The 14,091-nt window shown below is 49.9% G+C and carries 9 protein-coding genes and 1 pseudogene; 4 read left to right on the forward strand and 6 right to left on the reverse strand.

Translation table 11 applies throughout. The features are described 5' to 3' along the window. The first annotated feature begins 102 nt into the window (after positions 1–102). Positions 103–1,284, forward strand: coding sequence for a serine hydrolase domain-containing protein (locus tag ACWXW9_RS03800; protein WP_494928341.1), 1,182 nt, complete (start codon positions 103–105; stop codon positions 1,282–1,284). Here the strand turns inward: ACWXW9_RS03800 and ACWXW9_RS03805 are convergent. The 3 genes from ACWXW9_RS03805 to ACWXW9_RS03815 all read right to left on the reverse strand — a co-directional run bounded on the left by ACWXW9_RS03805 (position 1,270) and on the right by ACWXW9_RS03815 (position 3,676). Further along, positions 1,270–1,713, reverse strand: coding sequence for an Lrp/AsnC family transcriptional regulator (locus ACWXW9_RS03805; protein WP_283653802.1), 444 nt, complete (start codon positions 1,711–1,713; stop codon positions 1,270–1,272). The two genes, ACWXW9_RS03800 and ACWXW9_RS03805, sit on opposite strands and share 15 nt — an antisense overlap. A gap of 254 nt (positions 1,714–1,967) precedes the next feature. After that, positions 1,968–2,675 carry an SDR family oxidoreductase gene (locus tag ACWXW9_RS03810; RefSeq protein WP_494928342.1) on the reverse strand — a complete coding sequence of 236 codons (708 nt, stop codon included), beginning with the start codon at positions 2,673–2,675 and terminating at the stop codon, positions 1,968–1,970. 59 nt (positions 2,676–2,734) lie between these two features. Then, entirely contained in the window at positions 2,735–3,676 is a 942-nt protein-coding gene (locus ACWXW9_RS03815) for an AraC family transcriptional regulator (protein WP_494928343.1), read from the reverse strand. Positions 3,677–3,858: 182 nt separating this feature from the next. Here ACWXW9_RS03815 and ACWXW9_RS03820 point away from each other — a divergent pair, with 182 nt between their 5' ends. The 3 genes from ACWXW9_RS03820 (at position 3,859) to ACWXW9_RS03830 (ending at position 12,072) form a co-directional block, all read left to right on the forward strand. Further along, positions 3,859–6,054 carry a glycoside hydrolase family 52 protein gene (locus ACWXW9_RS03820; protein WP_494928344.1) on the forward strand — a complete coding sequence of 732 codons (2,196 nt, stop codon included), beginning with the start codon at positions 3,859–3,861 and terminating at the stop codon, positions 6,052–6,054. A gap of 33 nt (positions 6,055–6,087) precedes the next feature. Next, entirely contained in the window at positions 6,088–8,298 is a 2,211-nt protein-coding gene (locus tag ACWXW9_RS03825) for an alpha-glucuronidase family glycosyl hydrolase (RefSeq protein ID WP_494928345.1), read from the forward strand. 348 nt (positions 8,299–8,646) lie between these two features. Beyond that, complete coding sequence (locus ACWXW9_RS03830; protein ID WP_494928346.1) at positions 8,647–12,072, forward strand: family 14 glycosylhydrolase; 3,426 nt, start codon at positions 8,647–8,649, stop codon at positions 12,070–12,072. Positions 12,073–12,261: 189 nt separating this feature from the next. Here the strand turns inward: ACWXW9_RS03830 and ACWXW9_RS03835 are convergent. From ACWXW9_RS03835 to ACWXW9_RS03845, 3 genes and pseudogenes are all read right to left on the reverse strand, one after another. Continuing rightward, positions 12,262–12,345, reverse strand: a pseudogene (locus ACWXW9_RS03835) (putative holin-like toxin); the annotation flags it as partial. Between the two features lie 82 nt (positions 12,346–12,427). Continuing rightward, on the reverse strand, positions 12,428–12,586 hold the full coding sequence (locus ACWXW9_RS03840) for an ATP-binding cassette domain-containing protein (protein WP_494928347.1): 159 nt from the start codon (positions 12,584–12,586) through the stop codon (positions 12,428–12,430). Positions 12,587–12,773: 187 nt separating this feature from the next. Further along, complete coding sequence (locus ACWXW9_RS03845; RefSeq protein ID WP_494928348.1) at positions 12,774–13,802, reverse strand: NADH:flavin oxidoreductase/NADH oxidase; 1,029 nt, start codon at positions 13,800–13,802, stop codon at positions 12,774–12,776. Between the last annotated feature and the right edge of the window lie 289 nt (positions 13,803–14,091).

The following is a 14,091-nucleotide window of genomic DNA, read 5'->3' on the forward strand; positions in this document are numbered from 1 at the left end:
TCACTGAATACCTTTGTTACCTTATGTAATGTCGTCTTCCCATCCTGTAAACTAAGTTTCATCAAGCGATAACCGCTGGATCATAGAGAGGATGAGATATTCATGAGTGTAGAAAATAGAGCTTTAGTGATACAAGATGGTCTGGACAGACGTGTGAATGCAGTCATAGATCAAACCCTTGCCGAGAAGCGCCTGGTTGGCGCAGTCGTCATGGTATATATCGATGGTTCACCCGTGTATGCGCGAGCGGCAGGGCTGGCTGATCGAGAAAAAAATCTTCCTATGCGCGAGGATGCTTTATTTCGGCTCTCTTCTATATCCAAGCCAATTGTATCAACAGCGGCCTTGGTTTTGGCAGCCCAAGGACAGATTGGACTCGATGAATCCATTGAACGCTGGTTGCCGGACTTTCGCCCCCGCTTGATCAGCGGCGAGCAACCATCCATTACAGTACGGCAATTGCTCACACATACTGCCGGGTTGACCTACGGCTTTTTAGAGGAAGAAGGCGGCGGCCCCTATCAACGTGCAGGCGTATCAGATGGCATGGATTTTTCAAATCTTACCCTTGAAGAGAACTTGCAACGTTTGGCTTCTGTGCCTCTGTTGTATACACCGGGTAAAGCGTGGGGCTATTCCATTGCCACCGATGTACTCGGTGCAATCATTAGTCGCGTATGCGGCACAACCCTTGAGCAGGCTGTTAAAAAGCTCGTTACAGACCCCCTCGGTATGCAAGACACTAGCTTCACGGTTGCTGATCCCGAACGACTTGCTGCCGCTTATGTCAACGATACTCTGGAACCCCGCCGGATGCGTGAGCTTGAGGTTGCGCAGGTTTTTGAAGGCACAGCGGGACTTCGTTTTCAGCCTGCACGCGCCTTTGATCCCACGGCTTTCCACTCAGGAGGCTCTGGTATGATTGGCAGCGCAAAAGACTTCATGCGGCTGCTGGAAACACTGCGAAACGGTGGCAATCCATTACTTTCTGAGGAATGGGTACGTGAAATGGGCACCATCCAGACCGGGAGTCTCCCTTTGGCAGGCTGGCCAGGACGGGGCTTCGGACTGGGATTCACCGTACTCCAAAATCCCGACGAAGGCGAAACAGCAGAATCCCCTGGAACGTGGCGTCTCGGAGGAGCTTACGGTCATTCATGGTTCGTTGATCCCGCGCAAAGACTCAGCGTTGTTGCCTTTACCAATACAGCATTTGAAGGTATGTCAGGTCCGTTTACAACTGAGCTTTGCCAAGCCATTTACGGCAGCTCAAATAGGGTCTAATAAAGCGGGAGTTACATGTTTAAGCTCTACAGGCGAGGATAAGACGATTAACGTGGTAGAGTGACCGTGCTTTCCGCACTCATCCCCGAATTGCTCCAGCTTAAGCATGGATTCGACCATAACCTTAAGTAAATAATTTTGCTCACCGCTAATTCGATGGCACTCAATGACTTCAGGCGCAGATTGGCAAAACTCAACAAATGAGTTGCATTGATTCGTGTGTACGAGCACATGAGCCATGATCGGTTTTCCAACTTTCTCATGTGAAACCATGGCACGATACCCGGTGATAATGCCTTTATCCTCCATGCGCCTTACTCTTTCCGTGACAGCGGGCTGGGAAAGTCCAACCTCCTTGCCCAGCTCGGTCATGGAGATGCGTGCCTGGTTTTGTAGACATAATAAAATTTTATGATCCACTTGGTCCATAGGTAATCCACTCCTTAAATACAAGGTTATATTGCATATATACTTTATTTTTTATCATCTATTCAGACAATGGCTTTGAATTATATCCAACAATCGAATATTACCATGTAAAACTATGACGGTAAAGAGAACTGCTATACAGAAGGACTTGATACCCTATAGCCAAAGAAAACCGGCTAACACGATGCATACGTGTTAGACCGGTTTTTGTTTAGAAAATAGGTTTCCTGCCTGTTGATTGCGTGTGGCTTGGATTAGATCAGCGTGTAGCCGCCATCCGGGAACAGCACGCTTCCGGTGGTGAACTTGTTCGTCATCAGATACAGCACGGTATGCGCGATTTCCTCGTTATAACCCACCCGATGGAGCAAGGTTACTTCCTTGTATTCCTCAAAAGCTTGCGCCCGCTGTTCGCCCTCGGGACCGTCTCTCCAGATGGTGCCGGGAGATACAACATTGACCCGTACCGGAGCCAATTCTACCGCCAAAGCTTTACCCAAGCTTTCGATTGCGCCGTTAGCCGCCCCGTATGTAGCGCCAAAGCCCATCGGCCGCTGGCTGAAGGCTCCAGACATGAGGACGATAGAGCCTTCCTTGGAAATATGCGGAACTGCATGCTTGGCAGCGAAATATTGCGGCCAGAATTTCCCTTCAAACGGAGTCTTCGCCTTTTCCGTATCAATCGTGATCGGACCGCGTGTGTAGCTCGCGCCTGGTGTAAACAGATGGTCGAATGCGCCGACCTTTTCAAAAAATGCTTGCACTTCCTCCTCCTTCTGATTATTCAGTTGGAAGGTTTCCACTGATTCCGCAGGGATAACTTTCTTCGCCTGCTCCAATTTCTCCGCAGAACGCCCAGCGATTACGATACTCGCTCCCTGTTTTGCTGCTTCTATTGCTGTTGCCAGTCCTATACCTGCACTGCCGCCAATGACGACGACACGTTTTTGATGTAAACTCATACAATTCCCAGCTCCTTTGTAAGGATTATATCATAACTATTTTATTAGTATACATATTTTTAATCGGATAGGCTTTCCTGCACCGTGCTTTTACGGTAGGATGTGGGCGACTGACCGGACCAGCGCTTGAACTGCCTGCTAAAATGCGCAATGTTTCCGTAGCCGAGCATATCGGTAATTTGCTGCACCGTCCATTGCGGATCAGCCAATAGCAACTTAGCCTCGTGCAGGACAAGACCAGACAGATACACACGGGGAGATACACCAAAAACACTACGAAATACACGATTACAATGGGAAACGCTAATCCCTAATTCCGATGAAATGCCTTCAATCCCATCATGCTTTTCTACAGAGTCGATTTGTCCAAAATGCTGATTCACCCTGCCTTGAAGTCGGCTAGCAATCTGATGGGCAAGCTCAGCCTGCACGTATCCGCGCCCCGGCAGATGCGCCGCTTCGCTGGATACCGCCTCCCATAACGTAGCGAACAGCTCAAACACGACAGATTGAATCCGCATACGCTTGGCCACCGAATCCCCTGCTTGTTCTGCATTGGGTGTGGAGAGTTCGAGCAGCTTATCCAGCGCGGGTCCTATCTGCCTCGCCACTGCACCTTCGGCTGGAAACAATACCTGCTCCAGTCGGCCCAGTAACGAGAGGAACAGCTTGTCATCAATGTCGAAATGCATGCAAAAATATGTAAATCCCTCCCCGTTGCTGTGGCTGGAGTGAACAATTCCCGGTCGCAGCAGCACCAGATCACCTTGTCGTTGTGTATAGCCGCGGCCATCCACCACCATCACCTGCTCTCCTGCAAGCACGATATTAATTTCATATTGAGGATGCGTATGTTGCGGGTAGCTCCATTCCCTTCCGACTCTTCGCGTATGGATGGCAAACAGATTGACCGTCGTTCGTACATCGGGAAAAAAGAATTCCTCTCCAGTAGCCGTAAGGTCCGTAGGCTCTGGGCGGTTCGGTAAATGTGGTGACGACATGCTTCCCCTCCTGACGTTGATGGTTTTACTCCAGTATATCGTTTTTAGCGCGATTTGGATAAATGATGGAGCGATTTGACAATGGTTCCCTGAATCTTAGCATGCTAGGCTCTATACGAGGATGCTGCAAAAATACTTTTGTATCTGAAAGTCACTCTTTATATTGAAAGGGGTTTCATTATATGACGAAAAATATATTTTATAACACGCAACACTCACCTGTCGGTGCCTTTTCCAGCTTTACACTCGGGTTCAAGGGTAATCGGGGTGGACTCGGTTTGGAGCTAGGCAAGCCCGCGGATGAAAATGTATATATCGGGCTGCAATCCAGAGACGGCGAGGTCTATGAGGCGCTCCCCTTTTTTGCAGCCGCACAGGACGAAAGCGCCCGATATGATGTGGAGAAAAAGGATAAACGAACGGAGCCACAGCTTGTTCCCTTTGCCGATCAAGCCATTACCCGTGAGCTAAAAGCTGGCACAGATACATGGAGCGCTGGAGATTTGACGTTCCGACTGTATTCTCCTGTCCGTCCGGTTCCAGAACCGGGCAAAGCGGGTGTGGATGAGTTGCGGGCAGCGCTGGTTCCGGCGGTATTTGCCGAGCTTACGGTCGATAACACGCAGGGAACGGCTGCGCGGAAAGCCTTTTTCGGCTATCAGGGCAGTGATCCGTACAGTGGCATACGTATTGTAGGCGAAGACCCGCGCGGGGAAGCTGCGGGGTTGAATGTCGGGACGTTGGGAAAAATCACGGGCATCGGACAAGGGCGCAGCACGGCCATTGTGACTAACAGCAGTGAAGCGGTACCTGCCTGCGGATTTACGCTGGAGAAGCTGCTCGGGGAGTCGATTGCCGAGAACTTATCCTTCGGCCTGGGTGGAACGGCTGCGCTCCTGATGGACGTTCCCGCAGGCGAGAAGCGCACGTATGCCTTTGCCGTCTGTTTTTATCGGGGCGGCATCGTCACTACAGGTATCGAGGCGACGTATTACTATACTCGTCTATTCAAAGATATTGAAGACGTGGCGAGCTATGCTTTGGAGCATTTTACAGACCTGACCGCAGCCTGTATTCAGGCGAATCGCTGGATGGAGTCGGCAAGCTTGAGCCCGGATCAGGAATTTATGCTCGCGCAGGCAATTCACAGCTATTACGGCAGCACCCAGTTGCTTAGTCAGCAAGCGGATGGAGAACCGATCTGGATTGTGAACGAAGGCGAGTATCGGATGATGAATACGCTCGATCTGACGGCGGATCAGCTTTACTTTGAGTTGATTTTGAACCCGTGGACGGTACGCAACGAGCTGGAGTGGTTCGTCAAACGGTACAGCTACCGGGATGAGGTACGGTTTCCGGCAGACGAACAAACCTATCCGGGCGGCATCACGTTTACGCATGATATGGGCGTGGCAAATGTGTTCTCCCGTCCGGGGTACTCCTGTTATGAGCTGGCAGGGATTGACGGTTGCTTCTCTTATATGAGCCACGAAGAGCTGGTGAACTGGTTATGCTGCGCCACAGTGTATATCGAACAGACACAGGACCGGGCGTTTACGACGCGTATGCTGCCTATCTTGCGTGAATGCTTTGATAGTATGCTACAGCGGGATCATCCAGACCCGGCACAACGAAACGGCTTAATGGGCTTGGATAGCTCCAGAACCCTTGGAGGCGCAGAAATTACAACCTACGATAGTCTGGACGTATCGCTGGGCCAGTCCCGCAACAATATTTATTTGGGCAGCAAATGCTGGGCGGTATATATTGCGCTGGAAAAGCTATTTGCCTCAGAAGGGCTTGCTTCCCTTTCACGGGAAGCAGGCTTACAGGCAGACAAATGCGCAGCGGCGATCACAGCGCAAATGACAGACAAGGGCTATATTCCTGCCGTCATTCAGGAGGGCAATGATTCACAGATTATCCCCGCTATTGAGGGGCTGATCTTCCCTTACTTCACAGGCTGCGAAGAGGCACTTCAACTCAATGGGCGATTTGGCGGATATATACAAGCCCTTCGACGCCATTTGGAAACCGTACTGGTGCCAGGTGTCTGCCTGTTCGAAAATGGGGGCTGGAAGCTGTCATCGACCAGTAACAACTCCTGGCTGAGTAAAATCTATCTGTCGCAGTTTATTGCCCGTGAGGTGCTGGAGCTGCCTTGGGAGGAAGCAGGGCTGGCCGCAGATGCTGCCCATGTCTCTTGGCTCCTGCACCCTGAGGAATCCTATTGGTGCTGGAGCGACCAAATGCTCTCAGGCGTTGCCCACGGCAGCAAATATTACCCGCGCGGAGTCACCGCTATTTTATGGCTGTATGAAGGCAAGAGCAATCGCCTGACCTTACCGCAGCATATGGAGCAGGAGCAGCATGCCTGAGACGGACCTTCATCTGCACAAGGAGGATCGAATATGAGCAATCATATGGATATGCAAAAAGAGAACAGCTATGACGCTTGGCTCCATTATCCCCGCAATCGCAAGGTGGAGGATTTGCCCGCTTGGTGCAGGGTCATCGTGGTTCAAGAGGCAGATAAAGTGCTTCACACGGCTGCGAGTGAGCTTCAGCACGGATTGACCTCCATGTTCGGACAGCAGCCGAAGATTAGTACCGTTCCTGTGAATGCGCCATTCATTGTGCTAGGTACGTTTGGAGGGAACCCGTTGGCGGCAGAACGATTTAGCGCAGAAGAACAGGCAGATGTGAGCGCAGAAGGCTACCGAATTCGTAGGATAGGGATTCCACACCCGGCACATTCAGCTTCGTATGACTACGATGATGATGACATAAAGAGAGCGTACGTCACGATTGCCGGCCAGACCACCAAAGGCGTATTATACGGGGTTTTTCATCTGCTGCGCTACCTGCAAGGAGGACTCGATGGTGAGCTGAAGCCCGTCACCGAATCCTTGCACGCCCCCCTTCTGGATATGTTATCTAATCCGGCTAATCCCATCCGCATGATCAACCACTGGGATAACATGGACGGTAGTGTGGAACGCGGATATGCAGGAACATCCATTTTTTTCGAAAATAATGCCTTTACTACAAATATGGACCGCCTTCGAGACTACGCTCGTCTACTTGCCTCTGTTGGCATTCAGGCGCTGTCCATTAACAATGTGAATGTCCATCACGTAGAAACAGAGCTGATTACAGACACATTTCTACCGGATGTGGCCAAAGTGGCTGCGGTGTTTCGCGCCTATGGCATCCAAATCTATTTGAGCATTAATTATGCCAGCCCCATTCAGCTCGGCGGGTTAACCACCGCCGATCCTCTGGACCCTGGCGTGGCTGAATGGTGGCAGGCCAAAGCCCGGGAAGTTTACGCCGCCGTTCCTGATCTGGGCGGCTTCGTGGTAAAAGCCGATTCCGAAAATCGGCCCGGTCCATTCAGCTACGGACGCCATCACGCCGATGGAGCCAACATGCTGGCAGATGCGTTGCAGCCTTATGGTGGACAGATTATTTGGCGCTGCTTTGTCTACAACTGCAAGCAGGACTGGCGCGACCGGAAGACGGATCGTGCCCGTGCGGCCTTTGACCATTTTAAACCGCTGGATGGAAAGTTTCGGGACAATGTCATTTTACAGATCAAAAACGGTCCCATGGATTTTCAGGTACGGGAGCCTGTCTCCCCCCTGTTCGGGGCGCTGCAAGCTACTCAGGTACTGCTGGAATTTCAGATTACCCAAGAATACACAGGACAGCAACGGCATTTATGCTACCTTGTTCCGCAGTGGAAGGAGGTTCTGGATTTTGACACTTATGCTCAGGGAAAAGGCTCCACCATCAAGCGAATCGTGAGCGGCTCTTTGGGTAGCAATGGTAGTCCTGCTTCCCCTTCCTCCACCAAGTACACTAACTATGGGATCGCTGCTGTATCTAATATTGGGGCAGACACCAACTGGACCGGACATTTGCTCGCCCAGTCCAACCTGTACGGCTACGGACGGTTGGCATGGGACCCGGAGCTGTCCGCAGACGAAATCGCAGATGAGTGGGTTCGGCTGACGTTTGGCGGACATAGGAATCGTTCCCATACGGACAATAGCAAACATCTAGTTCCTGCCATTAAAAAAATGCTGCTCGATTCGTGGAATATCTACGAGTCCTACACCGCCCCTCTCGGGGTCGGCTGGATGGTCAGTCCCGGTCACCACTATGGGCCGGATGTGGATGGCTACGAATATTCGATGTGGGGCACCTACCATTTTGCCGATTGCCGTGGCATCGGAGTAGATCGCACTATCGCGACTGGAACAGGCTATGCCGGGCAATATTTCTCTCCTCAAGCGGATATCTATGAATCTACCGAAACCTGCCCGGATGAGCTGCTATTGTTCTTTCATCATGTTCCTTATACGCACGTGCTCCACTCTGGTCAAACTGTCATTCAGCACATTTATGATACACATTTTGAAGGTGCGGAACGTGCGGCCAACCTTAGAGACACATGGATTAGTTTGCGGGATCATCTGGATGAGGCAATCTATGCACAGGTGTTAGAGCGTCTGGAGCATCAAACTGAGCACGCTCAGGAGTGGCGGGATCGGATTAACACCTACTTTTACCGTAAAAGCGGTATTCCCGACCAGCAAAATCGCCATATTTATTAAGCTAGTCCTCCGTGTAACACTGCATATATGCATGAACGAGGCTCCCAAGCTCTCAAATTCACCTACTTCTGTAGGGAATGTCGCCTCCAGCCTATCTTGCACAACACTAAAAGGCATACGTCTGATTTTTAGACCTATGCTTTTTTTGACTTAAACACGTTTGGAATCATATACAGGAGCATTCATTTGTCTGTCTATAACAAGGTGTCACTAGCGAATTAGTCATATTTCTCCCCTTCGAGAGTGCAATAAATTCTTCTTTTTGGGCAACCGATTGCTTTATAATTATTTTGTAAACGTTTACAAAATGTTGTCGAAATAGACTATGCTTTGGGGAGGATGATCGCTTTGACCTTGTATCGAAGTCTATGGAACAAAGGGTGCCTGATTCTGCTAAGCCTTGCGCTGTCTCTGACCGCCTTCATTGGCTCACCCTCCAATACGGCGAGCGCCGCGGTTGCTGATGATTTTCAGGCTTCCGTTATGGGACCGCTGGCGAAAATCAATGACTGGGGCGCATTCAAAAAGCAACTGCAAACGCTGAAAAGCAACGGCGTGTATGCCATCACCACCGATGTCTGGTGGGGCTATGTGGAAAGCGCAGGAGATAACCAGTTCGATTGGAGCTACTACAAGACCTATGCAGACGCTGTGAAAGAGGTAGGTCTGAAATGGGTTCCTATTATCTCTACGCATAAGTGCGGCGGAAATGTGGGTGATGACTGTAACATCCCGCTGCCAAGCTGGCTGGGGAGCAAGGGCAGTGCAGATGAAATGCAATTCAAGGATGAAGGCGGCTATGTGAATAACGAAGCCCTTTCCCCATTATGGAGCGGAACTGGTAAACAATATGACGAGCTGTATGCGTCATTTGCTGAAACCTTTGCTGGCTACAAAAGCATCATTCCCAAAATCTATTTAAGCGGTGGGCCGTCTGGAGAATTGCGATATCCTTCATACTATCCGGCAGCGGGATGGAGCTATCCTGCACGGGGCAAATTCCAAGCCTACACCGAAACAGCCAAAAATGCGTTCCGCACGGCCATGAATGAAAAGTATGGATCATTGGACAAGATTAATGCGGCTTGGGGCACCAAGATAAGCAGCCTTAGCCAAATTAATCCTCCGACCGACGGGGACGGATTTTACACGAACGGTGGGTATAATTCTACGTATGGGAAGGATTTTCTGTCGTGGTACCAAAGCGTACTTGAGAAACATCTGGGCGTCATCGGAGCTGCTGCACACAAAAACTTCGATTCTGTGTTTGGTGTCCGTATCGGAGCCAAGATTTCCGGTCTGCACTGGCAGATGAACAATCCTGCCATGCCTCACAGCACAGAGCAAGCAGGTGGATATTATGATTACAACCGTCTCATTGAGAAGTTCAAAGATGCGGATCTGGATTTAACCTTTACTGCACTGGAAATGAACGACAGTGGTACAGCACCGAATTATTCCTTGCCGTCCACATTAGTAGATACCGTCTCCTCGATCGCTAATGCCAAGGGTGTTCGTCTGAATGGTGAGAATGCACTCCCGACTGGCGGCAGCGGCTTCCAAAAAATCGAAGAAAAAATCACTAAGTTCGGTTATCACGGCTTTACACTTTTACGCCTCAACAATCTCGTCAACAACGACGGATCACCAACCGGTGAGATGAGTGGATTCAAACAGTATATCGTAAACAAGGCCAAGCCCGGCGATAATAATGGCGGTACAGGCAACAAAGTAACTATATACTACAAAAAAGGCTTCAACTCACCTTATATTCACTACCGTCCAGCTGGCGGAAGCTGGACTGCTGCGCCTGGTGTGAAAATGCAGGATGCCGAGATTAGCGGCTATGCCAAAATTACCGTCGATATCGGTTCTGCCTCCCAATTGGAAGCCGCTTTTAACGACGGCAACAACAACTGGGACAGCAACAACACCAAAAACTACTCCTTCAGCACGGGCACTTCTACTTACACGCCCGGTAACAGCGGCAATGCGGGAACGATCACATCAGGCAGTCCATCAGGCACGATTCCCGGGGATGGCGGCGGCACAACTAACAAGGTAACCGTATACTACAAAAAAGGCTTTAACTCGCCTTACATTCACTACCGCCCGGCTGGCGGAAATTGGACTGCCGTACCTGGTGTGAAAATGCAGGATGCCGAGATTAGCGGCTATGCTAAAATTACCGTCGATATCGGCTCTGCCTCCCAATTGGAAGCCGCTTTTAATGATGGTAATAACAACTGGGATAGCAACAACACCAAAAACTACTTCTTCACCACAGGTACTTCTACCTACACACCCGGCTCTAACGGAGCCGTGGGAACTATCCAAACGGGGTCGCCTTCGGGCGGCTCCACTCCCACCGAACCGAGTAACCCCTCCAATCCATCTCCCCTTGGTACAGACTGGAGCAAGCAGAGCATTTACTTTATCATGACAGACCGATTCAGCAACGGGGATACATCGAACGATAATTACGGTGGCTTCAATTCCAACAACAGCGACCAGCGCAAATGGCATGGCGGCGATTTTCAAGGCATTATTAACCAGCTCGACTACATTCAAAATATGGGCTTTACCGCCATCTGGATTACTCCGGTAACGATGCAAAAGAGCGAATTCGCTTACCACGGCTATCATACGTATGATTTTTATGCGGTAGATGGGCATCTCGGTACAATGGACAAGTTCAAAGAACTGATACGTAAAGCGCACGACAAAAATATCGCTGTTATGCTGGACGTAGTTGTCAATCACACAGGCGACTTTCAACCAGGGAACGGCTTCGCCAAGGCTCCTTTTGACAAAGCGGACTGGTATCACCACAACGGCGACATCACAGGGGCAGACTACAGCTCCAACAACCAATCGAAAATCGAAAACGGTGACGTGGCCGGATTGGATGACCTGAATCAGGACAACCCTGCAACCGCGAGCGAACTTAAAAACTGGATCAAGTGGCTGCTGAACGAGACGGGCATCGACGGACTGAGAGTAGACACCGCCAAACATGTACCGAAAGGCTTTTTAAAGGATTTTGACCAAGCAGCCAACACCTTCACCATCGGTGAAATTTACAGCGGCGATCCCGCTTATTTGGGCGATTACACCCGGTATCTCGATGCGGCACTGGATTTCCCGATGTATTATACAATCAAGGATGTGTTCGGACACGATCAATCCATGACCAAAATCAAGGAACGCTACTCGGATGATCGTCACTATCGCGACGCTCAGACCAATGGCGTATTTATCGACAATCATGATGTGAAACGTTTCCTTAACGAGGCCTCCGGCAAGCCTGGTGCCAGCTCTGAAAAATGGCCACAGCTCAAAGCAGCCTTGGGCTTTACTTTGACGTCGCGCGGGATTCCAATCATCTATCAAGGCACCGAGCAAGGCTTTAGTGGCGGAGATGATCCTGCCAACCGGGAAAACGTCGTTTTCAACGCCAATCATGAGCTGTACCAGTACATTGCCAAGTTAAACCGTGTGCGCAACAGCCACCCCGCTCTGCAAAACGGCAGCCAAAAGGAAAAATGGGCGGATGACTCCTTTTACAGCTTCCAGCGCTCTAAAAACGGCGACGAGGCCATCGTACTCATCAACAACTCGTGGAGCAGTCAAACCCGCACGATTGGAAATTTTGACAATCTGTCTAATGGCACCCGTCTGACCAACCAGTTAAGCAACGACTCCATTCAGATTAACAACGGTTCAATCACCGTGACCCTCGCTCCGAAGGAGGTTAAAGTTTTCACCAAATGAGTTACATCGATGATTCAAGTTACATCGATGATTCAAATTTGCTAAAATAAATGGTAGAAGGATATACTAAAAAAGAGCAAGGATGCTGGTAACATCCCTACTCTTGGCAACAGCCGCTTTGAAGAGCGGTCGGCTGTTCAAAGGCGATCTACAGAAATAGACCGTTTCCCCCTTGAGCAGGGCGGTCTGTTCCTTTTTGTTTTGGTTCAACGCAATAACAATTGTAACGATTAATCCGATCAACGCTACTAATAGCGTGCCGAACATCATCATTAATGTCAGCCTCCAAAGATAGATGGATAGTTTTTCTCCAGCCGCTCACCAAATAAAAAAACCTCCCCACTTGTAGGCTCAATTACCTCATCAGCATACGGATGGTAGTCGTCTTGCCGGCTCCATTTTCACCAAGAAAACTGTAAATACTCCCCCGCTCCACATGTAAGGAAATATCGTCTACGGCTACCGACATCCCGAACTTTTTATGCAGCTTATTTGTTTCAACAATATAGTTCATTCTTTTCAACCTCCTAAATAGCAAATATGATTATTACACAAAATGAATGCCCACAAAATGTAAAATTACTCACATTTATTCATTCTCAATCAGTATCCCTCTAAAACAAAACGGGCACCTGCGACGAAGCGTATACTTCGTTACAGGTGCCCTGTTTATATATAAACAACGTGGGATTACTTAGGCCTCAGTAGCCACGTTGATATTGTTTAGGAACGGAAGGCTTCTCGCCGCGTAATGTCACCGCTGCGTGAGTCGCCCAATATGGATCGCGCAGCAATCCGCGTCCCACAGCGACCAGATCGGCATCCTCGTTGCCGATAACAGACTGCGCCAAGGCCGGGTCATCCAGTGCGCCGACAGCGATCACCGGAATGCTCAGCGCCCCGCGAATTTGGCGTGCGAACGGCACTTGGTAACCCGGGTAGTTGCCCGGCTTTCTTGCTCCGGCCGGACCCTCTCCGCCCGAGCTGACATGAACGACATCTACGCCGGCAGCTTGATAAGCACGGCTCAGCTCAATGGCATGATCCACATCGTATCCGCCGTCCACGTATTCCACTGCGCTGATGCGGAAGATCAACGGCATGCCCGCAGGCATTTCCTTGCGTACAGCCTGAATGACTTCAACGCCAAAACGGGATAGCTCCTGACCGTACTCGTCGTCACGCTTGTTCGTGACTGGCGAATGGAATTGGTGAATCAAGTAACCATGTGCCCCGTGAAGTTCGATCGTATCCACGCCCGCTTGAACCGCACGCCGGGCAGCGTCTGCGAATTTTTGCACCATGCCACGGACTTCCTCCGTGGTCAGTTCGCGTGGCTGTTTATAATTCGCATCCGGGTAGGCAATGGCGGAAGGAGCCACTGGAACTGCTGCATCCTCAGCTTTACGGCCCGCATGAGCAATCTGGATGCCTACCTTGGACCCGTGCGCATGAATGCCGTCCACCAGCTTCTTATAAGCCGGGATATGCTCATCTGACCAAAGGCCCAGGTCATAATCTGTAATCCGTCCATCCGGCTCCACATCTGTCATTTCTATAATAATCAGGCCCGTGCCCCCAATTGCCCGGCTCAGGTAATGAACATGATGCCAATCATTCGGAATGCCGTCCTTGGCTGTCACCGAGTATTGGCACATTGGTGCCATGACCACCCGATTTTTTAATTCCAAATCTTTCACCGTGTACGGTGTAAACAAAGAATTCGTCAAAACGTTCATCTCCTCTTTTCTAATCTTTACTACTCGAATGAAAATACCATTCAAATTACACGATCTATTACAAACACAATCAGCACAGCCCAAACGGAATAAAGAGATTCCCCAAAAGGGGTATCTCTCACATTTGCAACTTGCAGTCATTATGTATGTCGTATGTCGTATGTTGTATGTTGTAGATATATTGCACACAATCTATTATCCATAACTTAATAACTTTTTGCAAGTAAATATTTAAATATTATTAAATATTTTTTTGTCCACACCCTCTCGGCTTTCTAGC

The sequence above is a fragment of the Paenibacillus sp. LT-B23 genome (genome assembly GCF_059417685.1).